Origin of the sequence: Butyrivibrio sp. (genome assembly GCF_015056685.1) — a bacterium.
Lineage (GTDB): Bacteria > Bacillota > Clostridia > Lachnospirales > Lachnospiraceae > Butyrivibrio.
On record NZ_SVFW01000010.1, the window covers coordinates 34221 to 53317 of the forward strand.

The window sequence follows — 19097 nt, forward strand, 5'->3', positions numbered from 1 at the left end:
GTGTTTTATGGGACTTTTTTCTAGAGGATACAGATTTTTACGATACAACGAGCATAAAAGAGAAACATTAAAAGCATATTTTTGGTCTGGGGTTTACAGGTATCAGATTCTTTATAAACCAAGTAAAGAGCTTAAGCCCAAATGGGGGATTGCAGGTGAAGAATCATCAAGAAATGCTTCATTTGACAACTACAGATATGCAAAAAAGGTCTCGTACGCTGTAAATCAGGTGTGCAGCAAGACAAAATGGGAGAGTAAGTGCCTTGTAAGAGCACTTACAGCTCAGAAACTATTGGCGGATAAAGGTATTGATTCCACTTTATATCTTGGATGCAAGGAAGATGAGAACAAAAAAATGATTGCCCACGCATGGATTAGGTGTGGAGAAGCATATGTAACGGGTGGCAATGGTACTGCTGATGGTTATGCAGTAGTAGAAAAGTTCAGGGCTGGAATAAATAATGAGTAAGATTCAGAAACTTAAAAAGTATTGGAATAAAAGAGACGAAGCAAGAGAATACTTTAAATGGGTATTGGGGTACACAAAGCCATATGTTCCAAGGCTTCTTTTAATACTTGTTTTTGACATTCTGGCTACTTTATTATCAGTCGGAATGGCAATAATAGGAAAGGAACTGATAGACAGAGCAATTGAGGGCAGATTATCACAGCTTTGGAATATTATTGCCTTATATGTACTTGTTATATTTGGAAGTGCAGCTCTTTCTCTGGTTAGTGGCCTGTTTTCAACAGTGGTATATGAGAAGTTTGGATTTGGAATTAGAAAAAAGGTATACAGAAGAATCCTTGATACAACCTGGCTTGATATATCCAAGTATCACACGGGAGATCTGATGACAAGGCTTACCAGTGATGTCTCTGCTGTGGCAGATGGTATTTCAACTACGATTCCTACAGTACTTAGACTTTTAATAGAGCTTATAGTTACTTTTTTCACACTGGCATATTACGATCTTAAGCTCGCTCTTTTTGCACTTCTTGTGGCACCTGTAGCAATGCTTTCAAGTATGATTCTTGGAAATAAGCTTAAGTACTTACAGGTTAAGGTACAGCAGTCTGAGTCAAAATATCGCTCATTTATGCAGGAGAGCCTTGCAAATATTCTTATAGAAAAGTCCTTTTGCCTTGAAGATTTCTCTGAGGAAAAGCTTACCCAGATGAGAGATGAAAGATTTTACTGGGTATTTAAAAAGAACAGGACCAATATGTTTGCGCAGGCAGCAATGGGGATTTCATTTCAGCTTGGATATGTAGTGGCTTTTACCTGGGGAGTGATATGTGTCGCCAATAAGACAATCACTTATGGTACAATGACAGTTTTTTTGCAGCTTGTTAATAGAGTTCAGGCTCCAATTGTAAGCCTTGCGCAGGTAGTTCCCAGAATCATTTCAATGCTTGCATCTGCGGGGCGAATCATCGAATTACAAAATCTTCCAAAGGAACACTTTCAAGGAAGTTCGATACAGCCTGAAAAGATTGGAGTTAAAGTTTCTAATGTATCCTTTGGATATAGTGATGAACTTGTTTTTGATGATGCTACTACTGAAATAAAGCCTGGAGAGTTTACAGCAATAGTGGGAAAATCAGGCATTGGTAAGACAACACTTGTAAGACTCATAATGGCATTTACCAAGAATATGACCGGAAATATTGAGTTTTTTAATGATGAAGGTCAGAAGATGAAGGCAAGTCCTGATGCCAGAAAGTTCATTGCTTATGTTCCGCAGGGAAATACTCTGTTTAGCGGAACAATAAAAGATAACATCCTTATGGGAAATATGGATGCTAGTGATGAAGAAGTGATTAATGCTTTAGAAAGTGCAGCTGCATATGATTTTGTGAGAGAATTCCCAAAGGGGATTGATACTTTGATCGGAGAAAAAGGAATTGGTATATCTGAAGGACAGGCACAACGAATTGCCATTGCAAGAGCGCTTGTCAGACGAGCACCATTTATGATCCTTGATGAGGCTACTTCTTCACTTGATGAGAGTACAGAGCTTAAGGTGCTTGAAGGAATAAGAAAATGGAGACCATCTCCGACATGTCTATTGATAACACATAGAAGATCAGTCTTGCAGTATTGTGACAGGGAGATTGTGATTGAAGATAAGAAATTGAGGGATGCATGATGAAAAAAATCCTAATGATAGATGATGACAGAGAAGTGTTAGAAATAAATAAGAAATTTTTAGAAGAAAAGGGCTGCAAAGTCAAAATATGTAGTGTTGCTTCTAAAGGTGAAGATTTAGTTAAAAGCTTTAATCCGGATTGCATTTTGCTCGATGTAATGATGCCGGTAATAGATGGGATTACTCTGTGTAGAAAAATAAGGAAAATAACTGATGTACCGGTGCTCTTTTTATCCGGAAAAGTGATGGAAGAAGATAAGCTCGACGGGTTTGATGCAGGTGCTGATGATTATATTGAAAAGCCATACAGCTTAAATGAACTATATGCCAGAATTCTTGTTCATTTGAGAAGAAGTAGTAAGGGGGCAAATGCTAAATCTGAGAAGATGATAATCGATATGGGGCCGTTTTTATTGGATAAAGAAAAGCATAAGCTATTCTACAATAACGAAGAGATACTTCTTTCTATAAAAGAATATGATCTTATATTGTATCTTGCGCAGAATATAGGTAAAGAAGTTCTATTTGAAGACATTGGAGTTAAGCTCTGGGGGACTTATACAGAAAATGATCGTAGAACAGTTATGGTCAATGTATCAAGGCTTCGAAAAAAGATTGAAGCTCAAACAGGGGTGGATAATCTGATAGAGACTGTTTGGGCAAAAGGGTATAAATTGGTAAATCTTAAGTGATGAGGGGATTATGAATAATAAAAAAACGTTTGAGGAGCCATATGTAGCTTCTGATACAGTGGCTGAACTGTCTAAAAAACTTTTGGAAGCTAATAACAACCTTAAAAAGGCTGAGACAGAGCGAAAGATGATGCTTGAAAATGTATCCCATGACCTTAGGGCACCGCTTACAGCTATCAGAAGTACGGTTGATTATCTTAAGCAGCATTTCGAAAATGGAGCAGAAAAGCTTAGCAATGATGAAATAAAAAGCTATCTTAAAATACTTGATAACAGAACAAATACCCTTGAAGTACTTATACAGGATCTGTTTTTTATGACGTGCCTTGAGAGTGGAAGAGAAGAATTTAAATTTGAAAAAGTACCGCTTTCACAGTTTTTGGAGGAGCTTTTTTTTGCCACAGAAATGGATGAGAGATTTGAAAAGTACAATTTGATTTTAGATGTACCAGATAATCTTGATGTTTATATAAATGCGGATGTGGCAAAACTTAGCAGGGTATTGGATAACCTGTTTAATAATGCCAGAAAGTACTCAGAAGAAGGGACAAATATAACGCTTGGTGCATATGTTAAAGATGATAAAGCATTCTTTTATGTGAAAGATAATGGATATGGGATTCCACAGGATGCACTTCCTTATATTTTTGACAGGACATTTAGAGCTACAAAGTCCAGAACGCCTGAAATGGAATCAAGTAACGGACTCGGGTTGTCTATAGCAAGGACTATAGTGGGAACCCATGGAGGATCCATATTTTGTGAGAGTAAAGAGGGGGAAGGAAGCATTTTTACAGTTGAGATACCGGCTGTAAAATAATGTTTTGAAGTAATCAATGAATTGCGTTGAAATAAAGCGTGAAGAAAAGATAATACCGATAGTAAACTATTTAAAAGGTTATGCTATCATAACAATAGCTATAATGCATGTATTTTTTTTAATGGGGAATACTCCTTCGTTTATATTAAAACCGGTAATGTTGGGCGGAAGCGGAGTCCATGTTTTTTTCTTCTGTTCAGGGCTCGGACTCTATTATAGCTACCTACATCAAAAGACAGGATACCTGGAATTTTTGAAAAAAAGGTTTTTTAAGCTTTATCTGCCCTATATTTTTATTGTTTTCATAACATTTTTGGTACAGGGTGTTTACTATGGTGATGATAAATATCGGGTTTTACTTAGCCATGTTTTGTTATATAAAATGTTTATTCCGGCATATGATGAGACCTTTGGAGCACAGTTTTGGTTTATTTCTACAATATTTCAACTGTATTTTGTTTTTATTCCTATGTGCAAGATAAAGAATAAGACACAAAATTCAGGATTATTTTTTTCTGTATTTCTTGCTATAAGCCTGTTATGGTGGTGCATTTGTTATTTTTTTGGTGTGGGATCCATAAGGGTTTTTAATAGTTTCTTTTTGCAATATATATGGGAGTTTGCACTTGGATTTGTTATAGCAGAAAGCATATATAAGGGTAAGAACATTAAATTGCCTATTAGGGGACTGTTTGTTTCTGCTGTTTTGGGACTTGGTTTACAGTTTGCAATGAGCCTGCAAAATGGTAACTTAAAGCTGTTTAATGATATACCAGCTTTTATTGGATATATTTCACTGGCACTACTTTTGTCAAAATGCAGCATTATATATGAAATAGCAAGGAGAGTTTCATTTTATTCCTATGAATTGTTTTTGGTTCATGTTCTGATTTATTCATCAGTCCTGCATTTTATAGGAAATTGTGGATATTTTATACGTTTGGGCTGTGGTGCCTTTGCTTTTATAATATCCTTTGTAGTGGGATATTATTATAAAAAGTTCTGTATTTTTGCCAGTAAAAAAATGAGGAGTAAAGTGTTATGGAACCCAAAGTAAGTATTGTAGTTCCTGTGTATAATGCAGAAAAGTATATATCATCTTTTATAAAATGTATAAATGATCAAAAATACCATAATCTGGAAGTGATTTTTGTTGATGATGGAAGCAGTGATAATACACCGGAGATTCTTGATGAATATGTCAGAAAAGATGACAGATTCGCGATCATCCACAAAGCTAATGGGGGACCAAGCAGTGCCAGAAATTACGGTATGGACAGAGCAACTGGGGAATATATTGCATTTTTTGATATAGATGATGAATTTTCAGAATATGTCATTTCTGATAATGTGCAGATGGCAATCCAAAATGATTCAGAATTGGTTATGTGGAATTTTAAGATGGTATGTCTCGACATACAAAAAGAATACATCAGAAAAGTGGGCAATTCATTTAGCGGAGATTCAGAATCTTTTTTTACCAAATATCTGATTTCGGTTTTGGATAATGAAATGTTTAATCCGCCTTGGAACAAGCTTATAAAAAGATGTGTACTTAAGGAAAATAATATTCGTTTTAATGAAGATTATTCGATTTATGAAGATATTTTGTTTTCCTATCAGCTTATGCAGAGAGTCAATAAGATTTCTGTTAATGATAACGTTTATTACGACTATATAATTAAGGAGTCTGGAAGTTTATTAAGAAAATTTCATGGCGAATGTTTCAAAGTAATACTGGATATTTATAAGGAGTCATTAAATTATGCTGAAGGATTCGATAACAATTCTGTCCAGAAGGAACGATTAAAAAAACAGATGATTTATCTTACAAAGGGTTATATTAAGCAGGTATGTACCAATTCGGAACTCTCCTACAAGGAGAAAAAGAAATATCTGTCAGAAATAGCGAATGATCATATTTTTGTAGAGCTTAGTGCAGAATTCGATAACGGTAAAAAGGCGCTTCCTGCCAAATGGATGATGCGCCAAAAATGGTTTCTGATGTTGATTGTATTTTATAAAGTATTGCAGTATGTGAGATGAGGATACGGGAGATGGAAAAAGTAAGGAAAGTTTTTAGTTCGGTAGAGTTTCACTGCCTTTTGGCAGCAGTTGTTTTTATCACTATATGTTCAAAATCATCATTCTTTTATCCATTAAATGATTGGGGAGATGTAGACTGTTACTTCATAATAGGCCAGGGAATGCTTAAGGGCCTTGTTCCTTACAGGGATTTGTGTGACCAAAAGGGAATAGTTATTTTCGGCCTTTATGCAATAGCTAATTTTATTTCAACTACAAGCTTTTTTGGGGTGTATATTCTTGAAATAATAAGTGCATTTTTTTATCTGCTGATAACAGTGAAAACTGCGGAACTGTTCTGTGGAGTACATAGGTACTCTCTGCCACTTTGTTTTATTGTTGCAGGAAGCGTATATTCTTCTGCGTCTATCTGCCATGGAGGGAGTGCCGAGGAACTGTTATTACCTTTGTTTGCATATGGAATGTATCTGTGCATAAAACAAATTGCAAATAAAACTATTCCTTCAGGGAAAGAGATGTTTGTATTCGGGATATTTGCCGGTCTTATTTTTTTTAGTAAATTCACATTATGCGCCTTTTACCTGGCACTTATTCTGGTCATGATCATAGATGCTGCATACAACAATAATGTTGCTTTGCTTTTTAAACGGGCTGGACTGTTCATTTGTGGTTGCATTCTGGTATGTATCCCTGTCATTGCTTATTTTGCATATAATCACGCATTAGGGGATATGTTTACAGCATATTTTTATAACAGCATTTTTCATTATATTCCTGATGACCCCGATATTGATTTTCTGTTCAGAACAAGTACTTTCTTCAGAAAACGAAATATTTTACCTATAATTCTTTTGGGGCTTAGCTTTATTTATTGCATCATAGAACGTAAAAAAATGATTCTTTTTGGACATATAGTTGTTTTTCTTAGTATTTTTTATATGCAGTTTTTCGTTGGCTTTCCTCAAAAGTACTATGGAATACCATTGTATTCGCTGATAGCTGTAGGCTTAAACATTGTTGTAGATTTGTTTGACAGATGGAAAATCAATTCAAAGAAATATATAAATGCCATTATCCTTGTCGTGATGATTGCTATAGCATTTATTTTTACAAATAATAAGTACATGCTGTTTCAAAAAAAAGAAGATACGAGACAGTTCATACTTGCTGATAAAATGAATAGCTATGGATATGATGATTATCATATGCTCAGCTATAATAATCTTGATGATGGTTATTATTTTGCAACAGGAAAATTTCCAAATTTCAGAGCTTTCATCCAGTCCAATGTAGATGATGGCACTTTGATAAATGAACAAAATGCTTTAATAGATTCAGGAAGCGTTGAGTTTATTGTGACTAAAAAAATCCTGTGTGACACAAAAGACTATGAAAAAACTGTTGATAAATATGGTAAGAAAAAAGAAAAATATATCACTGCATTTGATAACTTCAAATATGAATTAGTGGATGAAACAGAACAGTTTTATGAGGATGAATACTTCCTTGTGAAATTATATAAGCTAAAAGACTAACTATACATGCTTTCTGCCTTTTACTTTGGTTTTAATAACGTAAAAGGTAACAGGCAGATGCATTCCGCTTATAGTGTAAAGAACGGGCCAGATATCTGGCATCGATAGCTTTATCACAGGAGTGTGTGCAAGATATGAAATGTCAATGCTATATATCTCAATGAATAAATAACTAATTGGTTTAAAAGCCAAAAAGTGCAGAGCCATTATCTCTAAAGAACTTTTTCCAAATAGTTTTAATACATTTAAGTTTGAAATAAGTTTAAACTGAGATATTGATATCACAAAGATGATGGATACGATCATGGATAAATAGTCCATAGGTGGATTTATTGGCCCATAGATTCCTACCATAATTGTATTTCCAATTATTATGGATATGACTAGGCTTACTAGTCCTATGATATAGAGATGCTTGATTATTAAGGCATTGATATCATATTTCCGGTACAATACTCCAAGATAGTAAATAATAAAAGAACGAAATGCAGCCGGAATATTAAAAAAATTGGGAGTGTATCCCAAATACGGCAATAGGAGAATTACTATCGCAACAATCCCGTTTATTATGTAGCGAAACTTGCCGCCAAATATTTTTGTTGAAAGTGAATCAACAAGTATGTACAAAACAGATATGATGATAAGGGAACGTAAAAACCACATAGGACCTGTAAGAGGTTGTATTTTTCCTAATAAGACTTCGATTAAGGCAAATACAAAAGACTGCAAACTGGTTAAAGAGTGGGAACTATCTAAAATATGAACTTCGACAAGTAAATTTTGAAATATAAGGAAGAATAAATTATATATAATATAAGGGATGTAATAGGCTTTTAACTTCTTTAGTATTGCAATGAAGGGGCGTTCTACACTTTTTTCGTTGTATAAAAAGCCGTTGATAAAAAAGAAAGTTGATACATTAAAGAAACTTAACCAGTTTAAGAGAATCGGATGGTTTGTTTCTAATGCATTTGATGAATTAGTAATCGCATGACTTAATACTACCGCGAGTATAGCAATTCCTTTTGCTGTATCAATATAATCAATTCTTTTCCTCATTGTTTTATCCTTTATTTTTATTACTGAATTATAATTATGAATGTATTTTGTTTTTTAATCAAGTGCTTAAAAGGGGGACTATTAGTCGTGAGTGAAAAAACTAGAAACAGACTTGGGGGATTATTATATATTTTTTCCATCATTCATATACTATATTCATTTTATTTGGCAACATCTCCGACAATATGGTTTGACGAAATATATTCTATGCTGTTTGCGTTCAGACCTGCTAAAGATTTGATTGCTTTGACTGCACGAGATGTTCACCCTCCACTTTATTATTTAATTTTGAGAGGGGCTTTATTGTTGGCAGATAAAATACTGCCATCTTTGGAGTCTGAGTATGTTGCAAAGGCAACCTCAATAATCCCATATATTCTTCTAATAATATATTCGATTACTTTTGTAAGAAAACGATGGGGCTTTTTATCGTCAGGATTGTTTATTTTTACATTATGCTTTATGCCGGAAATAATGCAAAAGACAGTAGAGATACGCATGTACAGCTGGGCGCTATTATTTGTTACAGGTTTGGGACTTCATTTTACAGATATAATAACGAGCAAATTTGAGGATGGGCGAAGACAGATTTCAAATTATATAGCAATATTTATATACTCAGTTGCTTCAATATATACCCATTACTTTGCTGCAATTGCAGTATTTTGGATCTATATAGGGGCATTACTGATAATTGGTTATGATTGCATAAAGAAATGGAATAGGGACCTTAATGTATCAAAAAAGTGTTTAACAAGCATAGTTACTATTGTGGTTGTCGGAGTAATCGCTGTGATTTGCTATATTCCATGGCTATCAGTTGTTGTTTCGCAGGTTGGTACTGTAAAAGATGACTATTGGATTTATCCGCTTAGTATTAAGGCGCCATATAGTAGCGCAATGTTCCTTCTTAGAGCTAATTTTCCAGTTTTGGTCATAGGAACATGCCTTGCTCTTTTACTTGTATTGATTTTGCTTTATTTACTGTATAAAACAATTAGTAAAGCCAAGCATGGAGATAGGGAGAGCGTGTTAGTAATCTATCTGTTTTGCATATTGCCAATGGTAGCACTTACTGGTTATTTCTTGTCATGGATAATAAGACCTATTTTTATTGACAGGTATCTTGAACCGTCAATTGGCCTGTTTTGGCTTTCTATAAGTATCCTGCTCGGTAAGACTGCTGAAAAGGAATATGAGAAAAACAATTATCAATTGAGAGCATTAGCAGTTTATGCAGCTCTTTCTATTCTGGGCATAAATGCATTTGTTGATTCATATGATTTTTATAGAAGTGAAGAGGAAATTAGGAAAAAAGGAATTGAATTCAATGATATGCTTTTATCAATAGATGAAGATACCATTATATTAACTAACTCTGATCTTATACAATCTGTAGTAACGTATTCATTAAATACTGACAGGAGAGTGTTTGGTAAAGGGGAGAGTTATAATCAGGTGGCGGATTATAATACATATATGTATATGTCAGAAATAAAAACACTCATATCCGAGATGCTTCCTGGATTTTGCTACATAAAAGATAGTGATGAGATAAAACAATTTATTGATGATGGAAAAAAAGTATTGCTAATGACTTATTCGGGAGAGAGAGAAGAGGTTACCAATAGTTTGAAAAATGAGACCGATTTGGATACTGAAATTGTAGGAACTTATTTCTATGATCATTATGATATAGATGTTTTGACGGTTAAATAGTGATGAGCTGGCTTTCTAGCCAGCTCATTATTTACATGTATTTTTTGGATTTGAGATAAATCAGCTTGAATATTATAAAAACAATAGTACAATGCGAAAATGTAAAGGACAAAGCGGCAGCATTTTTATCATAAATTTTAACTTTCCCTAATTTTTTTAATTCCTTTTTGTCAGAATATAGTTCTCTAAGATCACGCTTTTCTCTAATTATCGCTTCAGCCTTTTTTAAGTAGCAAAAAACGAGCATCTGTTTGCAGTATGATTGAAGCTTATCATAATGGTCATTTTTAATCACATTTGTATATGCGATGACTTCATTATTCCAAAACGTATAGGAGCGAGTGTGTGTTTTTGTGAGACTATCTCCATACTGCCTGTAAAAGTATAGCTTTTTGCTTGTGTAGGCTACTTTATTACAATTCCTTAGTAGCTTTATATTAAATAATCCATCTTCGCCAATGTTAATTTGTTTATCAAAGAATACGTTCTCCAAAATCTTTTTGCTATATATCTTGTTCCATAAATATCCATAGATACGAGGGACATTACTGTTTCCGCCTACTACTGAATCAATGACATTGTTATTACCTACTATGGCAGAAAATGAGCAGCTTTCGGTAGATAATCCATACTCATTGACATCGAAACCCACTTCACAGGCAGATACATCAGCTTCAAAACGAAGCATATTGTCTATCATTATACTGAACATATCTTTGTCCAATAGGTCATCGGAATCGATAAAGGAAATAAGCTCACCTGATGCTTGCTTGAGACCATAATTTCTTGCAATCTGACTTCCCTGGTTTTCTTGTGTTAAGAGACGTATTCTGGTGTCTTTAGACTTGTATTCACTGCATATAGATCCACTATTATCAGTGGAACCGTCATTTATTAAAAGTAATTCCCAGTTTTGATAGCTTTGGTTAATAACACATTCTATTGCTTGGCTTAAATATTTTTCACTGTTATAAATAGGCATAATGACTGATAAAAGAGGCTTATTCATCTTTGCTCCTGGAACAATATTTATTGTATTCTTTGATATAGATCTAATAATTCTTGCATATCATTGAAAGCATATATTCTGGCATAGTCATCTGAATAAATAAGATTTTCATCTTGCAAGGATAGGCACTGAAAATCTTCAAGACCGATTAAATCATTTGCTGTTGCGTATTCAGGATTATAAGCAATAACTACAAATTCTTTTTCTGGTAATGATTCTTTATGATATTTGACTTGGAGCAATTCAGAAATGCTTTCTAGAGGGTTTTCTGCAAAATTCTCAGTATTACTAACACTCCACATCTCCATTTTACCTGCAGTCATTTCGGTTATTAAATCAGAAAGCCATTGAGTTGCAAAACCTTGAGTGTAATTGGATTCTTTCAAAAAATTAGCGGCATCCATATAAACTGAATAATCCTTGCAATAGGGGATTCGTACATCATTTGGATGAATGTAGGTGCATAAAGAAGAAAGTGAAATATGTGCAACTACGAAAAATATAACTATTTTGCCAATCAATTGATTGAGCTTTTTTTCATTATATTTAAAAATCAATCCCCAAAATGGTATAAACAAAGGTATTATAGGAGTCCAATATGTAATTGGTGCCATTGAAAAGCTAAATGCCCCAAAAAAACAGGTAAATACTAAGTCGAAAACAGCTAACAATGTATAAAATCTTAGTTTGGGAGGAAGTTTATAACGGTTTTTTAACAGGCTAAATACAGATAAAAACATTAATCCTACTGAAAAAATGCCAAGCATATTTGCAATTCCAAATGGCTTTAATGCGAAGACATATTCATACTGACCAAATGAATCTACAAACAAAGTGAGAAAATCAAGGATCTTCGTAAATGAGAATTTTGCCCAGATAAAAGATTGACCATGGAACTGTAAAATTCTATTGATCAGGATTATGTTCAAGATTAAGCCAATTCCATAAAATACACTTGCTAAAATTGATGTTTTGATAAAACTAACAGTGTCAGCTGGTAATTCATTTACAGATACAGAGTCATTGCGTTTTAGGTTATCATATATCTCGAACAATACTGTAAGGATCAGTGGAGCATAAAGCACCATAGCCTGCCTGATCCCATAGAATCCTGATAACAGATTGACCAAAATAAAGAAAATAAACAATATTTTGGGGTGTTTAGATTTAACAGTACACTGCTTGATAATAAGACCAATAGAAATAAAAGTCAGAATAAGAACACGATCATAATAAACACCATATATTATCATGTAGCCATATACCTGACTAAATGGCAGAAGCAGTATCCATGCAGTGTAGAGCCCAACGTTATAAAGATCTATAGTATGCATCATAAAGAGATAACTGGCTACAAGTAATATGAGCATAACGCCGCTTGAAAACATGCGGATCAATAACCAGTTATCACTAAATAATCCATAGAAAAGTTTGTATAGTATTTGAACGTCAATTACTCTGATTTCAGATGAATAGAACCAGTTTTTTGAAAGGATGCCACCTTCCATGTTGAGATGTCTTCCAAGTAATATCTCAGCTGATGTATCTGAATTCATGAGCCGAAAATAGTTATGTTTAATAAAAAACATAGAAAATAAAAAACTGCATATCATTAAAATAAAAGGAATAACTTTTGTGATGCTGAAAGCTTTTTTTGGATGTGCCCCCATATAAATGATCCCCCCACGAATGCGATATGTTTTAAATGATACATCATTTTATGAGTTATGTCGATATTATAGGCTTTATCGTAGCAGTGTCATCGTAGCAGTGTTATTGCAAAAGTACATATATCAAAATTGCCATAAAACGAGTAGGGTTAGTTTCTGTTTATTGCGATAAGAAGATAGTCCTCTTCAATAAAACTATGTGGAGATTCATATACTATTGAAATATCTGAGTGCGATTCTTTGACATATTCTGCCATTCCTTTAATTTCACATTTGTCAGTTGATACTATGGCATATACTTGCTCTTTATCCATAAATTGAGAGTTTATTTTTTTAAATAAATCTGAAACTGTCATTTTATTTGAGTTTTTAGGATTTCTGTCTGTATAAGTAGATTTTTTATCATTAAATATATTATAGATAGAATGCCTATCATCAACCTGCACTATTACAGATGTATCAATATCTGGAGATAAAGACAGTATAATTGAATCTTCTGGCAGATTATTTATGGCGTCTGCAACATTTTTGCTGTAAGAATATACCATATCTTTTCTTAAATCTTTGATTAAACGATCAGAATATTGATAGTTCCAGGAAAATAGTAAAGCTATAGTAATAGTTATAATGAAAATGTTTTTTAATGAGAAATAATTGGAATTAGAATCATAGCTAACAATCAGAACAAATATAAATAAGTATATCCATGTAATCAGTCTGTTGTTACCAGTTGGGTATATATAAGCATAAATGAATGCCTGCCATATTATACCGACAGCTATTGTTATTAATGGTATACGAGACTGTTTATTAATTATAAACAAACCAAGAAATGATAGATGGATAAGCAAAAATACCGGGATAAAGGCTTTTCCGAATAAGATTTCAAAAGAATATTTGTATTCTCCAAGTGGCTTGCGTATAAAATCAAATAAAGAAATGATGTTACTTTGAGTTGTTGAGGTATATCTGAATTCCCACAATAGGAAAAGTGCACTGATAAGCAGGAACGATAATCCGATTATGTTTTTTATTATTACTTTTTTATCGGTATCTCTTTTTATTATGCTAATTAAAGTTTCTATAAACCATGCCATGCCAAGTGCTGTAACAAAACCACCCATAATCACCAAAGTCTGTAGGAGCATAGATAATAAAATGCAATATAAAATAGGAAAATCTTTATGGCGGTTGTAAGTGGCTGAAATACATATAATTAAAAGACCTGCAAGGCTATAACTTCTGGCAGGAACCACAAAGAAATATATGTAAGCAGGTGTAAGTGCGAGAGCTGCCTTGAGTAATGTGGGAAGTTTTACATTAAAGAGAAAAATAAAAAGTGAAACAGTCATGATTCCCCATGAAATATACTTTAAACCAGCAAATGGGAATCCGAACTTGGCGAAAGGCATCAATAATAAAAACCATAAAAGAGGATGGCCTTCATAGGATGTTACAGTAAAAAGAGAATCCGGTGTAAGCGAGCAGTCCCTTGCTATGAGCCATGCCTGAGCCTCGTCTCGCCAATACTCGTGATTTATGGCTAGTATAAGATTAAATATTGAAACTAATATAAAAAGAATAGTTAAGAATAAATGACTTTTTTCTTGAATGAGACGTAAAGCTTTTAATTTCATATACATTGTTGTATATCCTCTTTTTTGCCTATTCTAATTATTTGGTGAACTCAATATTCTTTTATATAGATTTATGAATTCATCCATATTGTCAAATCCATATATCCTGGCATAATCATCTGAATAAATCAGGTTCTCATCCTGACTGGAAAGAGTATTATAGTAGTTGTGATCAAACTGGATAGTTGATTCTAAATAATCATTATTGTATGTCAAAATAAAGAACCTGTTCTGAGGTAGATTATTTCTATGATCCTTTGATTGCAACCACTCATATATTGAGGAAGGCTGACTTACGTCTGTGTCTGAAATGTAGTCAGTGGTCCACATTTCAATTTTTCCTGATGACATTTCAGTGATTATATCAGAGAGCCAAAATGAAGCAAAGCCTTCAGTGTAATTATTCTCTTCCAAAAAAGCAGTAGCATTCTTATATACTGAAAAGTCTTTGGAATATTGTATCTGTGGGGCGAGTGGTTTTAAAAATGTACAAAGAGAAGACAGCACAACGTAAAAATAGATCACTATTATTGAAATGCGCCCGAATAAATTTGTTATTAGATTCTTATCATATTTGAATAATAATCCCCAAAATGGAATGGTCAGAGAGGTTATAGGAACCCAATACAATATAGGGGTTGTACTGGAGGTAAAAGCAATCAGGAATAAACTGATAAAAAAATCAAAAATCACAAATTCAGTGTATATGCTAATTATATAAGGGGCATTGTCTATATTTTTTAGCAGATTGATCACAGATGCAAATATTGCTATTACAGCGAATATTGATAAGACGCTTGATATACCAAATGGTCGTAGTAGTGAAACTTTCTCAAACTGTCCAAATGAATCAAAGAATAGACTTAATGCATCTAATAAATTTGAAATAGAAAATTTATTCCAAGGGAAATCGCGCCCCAAAGAAAAATATAGATTAGTTATTATAAGCTTATTGAATAAAAAACCAATCAAGTAGCAACAAGAAGAGAATGCGATTATCCTAAAAAAAAGAATATTTTTTTTATTTAGATTTGCGAGTGACAAAGAATTGTTTCTCTTAAGATCAATATACAGTCTTCGTAATGAAGTAAGAACGAGTGGGGCAAAACATAGCATTGCCTGTCGTAATCCTGTAAAACCTGAAATTATACTGATTAGAGCTAAAAACAAATAAATGATATTATTTTTTGAATGCTGGGATTCATTTAATAGTCTAAAAACAAGCCCTAATAAAAGAAAGGACAAAATCAAAACGCGGTTGTAAAAAACACCATATATAATTACATAGCTGTAAGTTGGACTAAAAGGAAGAAGTAAAATGAATGCAGTATATAGTCCTAATTTATATAAGCCAATGGAGTGCATCATAAAAAGGTAGCTTGCGGCTAAAAATATCAGCATAACAGCACTTGTGCACATGCGAACAAGTAACCAGTTATCATTAAAAAGCATAAAGAAAACTTTATATAGAATTTGCACATCAAGTAACTTTATTTCTGTTGAATAGCACCAGTTTTTGGACAGAATGCCGCCTTCCTGTGATAGTAATTTTCCAAGTACTAACTCAGAAGCAGTGTCGGAATTCATTAATGTATAATAATTACACTTTATAAAATACATAGAGAATAATATACTGAAGAGCATGAGTGCCCATGGAATGATGTTGATAATATATGATTTGATGTTTCTTTTCATTTTTCTCCCCCACATGATTGTAAAATGCACTAGATGTTTTTTATTATGAATATAGATATGCTTCATTTCAAGTGGAATATCGAAAAATCAAAAAAAATCTTGATGAGGATTTATAAATAAATGTATAAATTTGAAATATATGGATTGAATATAAATTCAGATATAGAGTTTGAACAATTGCGACCTTGGTGTACAGGCGATAGAGATGCTCAGAATGAGATCATTGTAAAGAAAGAAAACATAAAGGACGAAGTAAATCTGCTGCTCAAGGATACTGACATGGTGTATAAGATAACATATGAAGTCTCATGTTTCAAAAACAGTAGGGGATACTTTTTGATAAAAAATGGTAGTGAGATCTATTATGAGCCAAGAGAAAATAAATCCGTATATGAATTAAAAACCTTCATCCTGGGGTATTGTATTTCTATGGTTTTATTACAGAGAATGATAATTACTATTCACTGTAGTGCGGTATGCCCGCCTAAGGATTCACCTTCAGAAGGGGCATTTCTTATAGCGGGGATGCCGGGAGCCGGTAAATCTACTATCACCAGAAAACTTTTGGAAAAGGGCTTTCTTTTAATGGCAGATGATGTTGCCGCAATCAAAAAAGAAGAAGATGCTTTAGTTTATCCGGCTTTTCCATATCAGAAGTTATGCAGAAATGAGGTTGAGAAAAGACACCTTGATATGCGTGAGCTTGTTCATGTGGCAGATGATGAGGATAAGTTTTTTGTACCTGTAAGAGAAGCTTTTGAAAGCACGCCGCAAAGATTAAAGGGTATGTTTATTCTGATGATAACTGATGGCACAGATGTTGAAATTCAAAAGCTTTCAGGGCTTTCCCAGTTCATGACTATCAGGCAAAATCTCTTTTTACACAGACTAAAAGGTGAGTGGGAAAGCAAAAAAGAACTGATGGAACTATGTATGGAAGTTGCAAAAGATTGTCCTGTGTACGTAATAGCAAGGCCGGATGGTATAGATACAACAGATGATATCACGCATAAAATAATCGAGATAGCAGAGAGGTTTTAGATAATGTCAGCTATATGGGGACATATTGATTTTAATAGTAATACTTGCACGATGGAGACAATGGTCTCTGAGTATAAGAGGAAATGCAAGCTTGACAGAATCAGAGAAATCCATTATGAAAATACACTTTTTGGCTCGGGGCTTCAGATTATAAATGATGAAGACGAATATGAAGAGATGCCATATGTACTTGATGACGGAGGTGCTGTTATAACTGCAGATAGTATTCTGGATAACAGAAAAGAGCTGCTAAACGAGCTTGATTGTGACGAAGACATGATTCCTGATGGGAGGCTTATCTGCCTTGCCTATAAAAAATGGCATTATGATCTTGTAAAGCATCTTGAGGGAATCTTTGCTATTGCTATTTATAATACGATAGATAAAGAGCTTTTTTTAGCTGTTGACCACAGCGCCAGCAGATGCCTTTATTACTACAAGGCAGCAGGATCCTGTACATTTTCGACGCTTATTTCTCCTATAATACAAACCAATAAAGAAATTAAAAGAAATGAGGAATATTTAAAGGAGTTTCTGGCACTGCCGGGGCTTGTTAATACTGTTTCTGCAACTGAAACTCCATGGGAGAATGTATATCACTTTGAACCCGGAACATATGTGGTAATAGATACAAAAGCTTCTTTTGAAGGAGGCATTAAGTACGTTAGATACTATTCGCCGTCAAGGGTATATGAAACAAAAGATATTTCAAAGCTAAAGGATTTATTTATACAGACATATTCTGATGTGGTTGCAGGCTGTATCAGAACAAATGGTAAGGTTGGGATAACACTGAGCAGCGGCTTTGATTCTTCATCAGTGGCATCCATGGCAGCGCCTCTTTTAAAGGACCAGGGAAAAGAGTTGAATTCGTATACCTACGTTCCGTACTACAAAGAAGAAGCAAAAAAGCGTTATCCCAAGATTGCGGTTACAGACGAAACTGATTTGGTTGAAAAAATAGCAAAAATGTATCCCAATATAAAAACACATTATGAGGATAACGATGGGAAGTTATTTTTGGACTACATAGATGAAATTGTTGATGTTCTTGAACTCCCCATAAAAGCTTTTGTTAATATGCCACTTCTTATGAGCATTTACAAAAGAGGAAAAAAAGATGGTAACAAGATATTTCTAAATGGGCAATATGGGAATTTTACAGTGTCCTTTGGCGATATTGGAACTGCACTTAATCAGCTTTTTATTGATCACAGATATTTTACCTTTTTTAAATATTTCAACAATTATTGTAAGAACGCTGGAAAGAGCAGAAAGAAAAACATCTTTCCTCTTTTAAGACAAGAGATCAAGGGAAAACAAAAAGTAGATGTAAATATAGAATATATAAAGAAAGAGGCTAATGTTTTTGTAAATAAAGATATAATAGATGGATTTGACTTTTACAGTAAAGGAGAAATTGCGAGGCTATTTGAAAGTGCTTTTTCGCAAATGACAAGGAACTCATATCCAATAGAATTGTATAACAAGTCAATGCTTTCATATATTGGTGAAGCAGAGACAAAACTTGGTCTTTATGCTGGAATTGTGATAAGAGATCCTACAAGAAACAGAAAGGTATTGGATTACTGTTATTCGTTTCCGTTTGAATTCTTTAGCTACAATGGAGAGCCGAGATATCTTATCAGAGGCTTTTTAGGAGACAGGATTCCAAAAGCCATACTTTATCCCTACGTGAAGCGAGGAATTCAGGGAGCTGATTGGCTGGACAGATTAGAGGCATCAAAAGAGGAAGTGTTTGCAGAACTTGATAAAATGCTAAGGCAGGGTATGGAAGATAAGTATTTTGATATTGAAAAAATTCATAAATTTCTTATAGAGAGAAGGCCATTTGATGTCGATAATTCAGATGAATATCAGCAGCTTTTTATAACGTTTGTTTTCGTAAAAAACCTGATAAATATCCGATAAAACGTAAAGACTTACAGTTGTGATAGATTTGTTTACATGTCGTAATTTTTCTTGTACTATTTTAAAAAATCAACACAAGGGAGAGTAAA

General features: G+C 33.7%; 15 protein-coding genes. 10 read left to right on the top strand and 5 right to left on the bottom strand.

Translation table 11 applies throughout. The features are described from left to right. Nucleotides 1-7: 7 nt before the first annotated feature. From E7303_RS05115 to E7303_RS05145, 7 genes are read left to right on the top strand one after another with little or no spacing between them, the layout of a single operon-like run. The gene (locus E7303_RS05115; protein WP_292144151.1) at nt 8-469 is read left to right on the top strand and encodes a lasso peptide biosynthesis B2 protein; all 462 of its coding nucleotides are present in this window, start codon (nt 8-10) and stop codon (nt 467-469) included. Then, nucleotides 462-2153 carry an ABC transporter ATP-binding protein gene (locus E7303_RS05120; protein WP_292144152.1) on the top strand — a complete coding sequence of 564 codons (1692 nt, stop codon included), beginning with the start codon at nt 462-464 and terminating at the stop codon, nt 2151-2153. Before E7303_RS05115 ends, E7303_RS05120 begins: the two co-directional genes overlap by 8 nt. Beyond that, nucleotides 2150-2845: a response regulator transcription factor gene (locus E7303_RS05125; RefSeq protein ID WP_292144153.1), complete on the top strand. Its 696-nt coding sequence runs from the start codon at nt 2150-2152 to the stop codon at nt 2843-2845. Before E7303_RS05120 ends, E7303_RS05125 begins: the two co-directional genes overlap by 4 nt. 10 nt (nt 2846-2855) lie before the next feature. Beyond that, a complete protein-coding gene (locus tag E7303_RS05130) occupies nt 2856-3665 on the top strand; it encodes a sensor histidine kinase (protein ID WP_292144154.1) in 810 nt (269 codons plus the stop codon). A gap of 16 nt (nt 3666-3681) precedes the next feature. Beyond that, nucleotides 3682-4722, top strand: coding sequence for an acyltransferase family protein (locus E7303_RS05135; protein ID WP_292144155.1), 1041 nt, complete (start codon nt 3682-3684; stop codon nt 4720-4722). Further along, nucleotides 4707-5711, top strand: a complete 1005-nt coding sequence (locus tag E7303_RS05140; RefSeq protein WP_292144156.1) for a glycosyltransferase family 2 protein — start codon at nt 4707-4709, stop codon at nt 5709-5711. Before E7303_RS05135 ends, E7303_RS05140 begins: the two co-directional genes overlap by 16 nt. A gap of 11 nt (nt 5712-5722) precedes the next feature. Then, the gene (locus tag E7303_RS05145) at nt 5723-7246 is read left to right on the top strand and encodes a hypothetical protein (RefSeq protein WP_292144157.1); all 1524 of its coding nucleotides are present in this window, start codon (nt 5723-5725) and stop codon (nt 7244-7246) included. Here the strand turns inward: E7303_RS05145 and E7303_RS05150 are convergent, their stop codons facing one another. Next, nucleotides 7247-8305, bottom strand: a complete 1059-nt coding sequence (locus tag E7303_RS05150; RefSeq protein ID WP_292144158.1) for an acyltransferase family protein — start codon at nt 8303-8305, stop codon at nt 7247-7249. Between the two features lie 87 nt (nt 8306-8392). Between E7303_RS05150 and E7303_RS05155 the strand changes: the two genes are divergently transcribed. After that, nucleotides 8393-10024 (top strand): hypothetical protein, encoded by a 1632-nt coding sequence (locus E7303_RS05155; RefSeq protein WP_292144159.1) that lies wholly within the window; start codon nt 8393-8395, stop codon nt 10022-10024. Nucleotides 10025-10055: 31 nt separating this feature from the next. On the opposite strand, the gene E7303_RS05160 is transcribed toward E7303_RS05155, so the two are convergent. The 4 genes from E7303_RS05160 to E7303_RS05175 all read right to left on the bottom strand — a co-directional run bounded on the left by E7303_RS05160 (nt 10056) and on the right by E7303_RS05175 (nt 16035). Then, nucleotides 10056-11033: a glycosyltransferase family 2 protein gene (locus tag E7303_RS05160; protein ID WP_292144160.1), complete on the bottom strand. Its 978-nt coding sequence runs from the start codon at nt 11031-11033 to the stop codon at nt 10056-10058. Between the two features lie 20 nt (nt 11034-11053). After that, nucleotides 11054-12703 (bottom strand): hypothetical protein, encoded by a 1650-nt coding sequence (locus E7303_RS05165; protein ID WP_292144161.1) that lies wholly within the window; start codon nt 12701-12703, stop codon nt 11054-11056. A 149-nt stretch (nt 12704-12852) separates the two neighbouring features. Then, nucleotides 12853-14346 (bottom strand): hypothetical protein, encoded by a 1494-nt coding sequence (locus tag E7303_RS05170; protein ID WP_292144162.1) that lies wholly within the window; start codon nt 14344-14346, stop codon nt 12853-12855. A gap of 27 nt (nt 14347-14373) precedes the next feature. Next, the gene (locus tag E7303_RS05175) at nt 14374-16035 is read right to left on the bottom strand and encodes a hypothetical protein (RefSeq protein WP_292144163.1); all 1662 of its coding nucleotides are present in this window, start codon (nt 16033-16035) and stop codon (nt 14374-14376) included. 120 nt (nt 16036-16155) lie between these two features. On the opposite strand from E7303_RS05175, the gene E7303_RS05180 reads away from it, so the two are divergent. Both E7303_RS05180 and E7303_RS05185 read left to right on the top strand, forming a co-directional pair. Next, nucleotides 16156-17076, top strand: coding sequence for a hypothetical protein (locus E7303_RS05180; RefSeq protein WP_292144164.1), 921 nt, complete (start codon nt 16156-16158; stop codon nt 17074-17076). 3 nt (nt 17077-17079) lie between these two features. Further along, nucleotides 17080-19008, top strand: a complete 1929-nt coding sequence (locus E7303_RS05185; protein WP_292144165.1) for an asparagine synthase-related protein — start codon at nt 17080-17082, stop codon at nt 19006-19008. The last annotated feature ends 89 nt before the right edge of the window (nt 19009-19097 follow it).

Excerpts from the sequence above, each read along its gene's own strand:
- E7303_RS05115 (WP_292144151.1), top strand. The coding sequence starts at position 8 with ATGGGACTTTTTTCTAGAGGATACAGATTTTTACGATACAACGAGCAT.
- E7303_RS05120 (WP_292144152.1), top strand. The coding sequence starts at position 462 with ATGAGTAAGATTCAGAAACTTAAAAAGTATTGGAATAAAAGAGACGAA.
- E7303_RS05125 (WP_292144153.1), top strand. The coding sequence starts at position 2,150 with ATGATGAAAAAAATCCTAATGATAGATGATGACAGAGAAGTGTTAGAA.
- E7303_RS05130 (WP_292144154.1), top strand. The coding sequence starts at position 2,856 with ATGAATAATAAAAAAACGTTTGAGGAGCCATATGTAGCTTCTGATACA.
- E7303_RS05135 (WP_292144155.1), top strand. The coding sequence starts at position 3,682 with ATGAATTGCGTTGAAATAAAGCGTGAAGAAAAGATAATACCGATAGTA.
- E7303_RS05140 (WP_292144156.1), top strand. The coding sequence starts at position 4,707 with ATGGAACCCAAAGTAAGTATTGTAGTTCCTGTGTATAATGCAGAAAAG.
- E7303_RS05145 (WP_292144157.1), top strand. The coding sequence starts at position 5,723 with ATGGAAAAAGTAAGGAAAGTTTTTAGTTCGGTAGAGTTTCACTGCCTT.
- E7303_RS05150 (WP_292144158.1), bottom strand. The coding sequence starts at position 8,305 with ATGAGGAAAAGAATTGATTATATTGATACAGCAAAAGGAATTGCTATA.
- E7303_RS05160 (WP_292144160.1), bottom strand. The coding sequence starts at position 11,033 with ATGAATAAGCCTCTTTTATCAGTCATTATGCCTATTTATAACAGTGAA.
- E7303_RS05165 (WP_292144161.1), bottom strand. The coding sequence starts at position 12,703 with ATGGGGGCACATCCAAAAAAAGCTTTCAGCATCACAAAAGTTATTCCT.
- E7303_RS05170 (WP_292144162.1), bottom strand. The coding sequence starts at position 14,346 with ATGTATATGAAATTAAAAGCTTTACGTCTCATTCAAGAAAAAAGTCAT.
- E7303_RS05175 (WP_292144163.1), bottom strand. The coding sequence starts at position 16,035 with ATGAAAAGAAACATCAAATCATATATTATCAACATCATTCCATGGGCA.
- E7303_RS05180 (WP_292144164.1), top strand. The coding sequence starts at position 16,156 with ATGTATAAATTTGAAATATATGGATTGAATATAAATTCAGATATAGAG.
- E7303_RS05185 (WP_292144165.1), top strand. The coding sequence starts at position 17,080 with ATGTCAGCTATATGGGGACATATTGATTTTAATAGTAATACTTGCACG.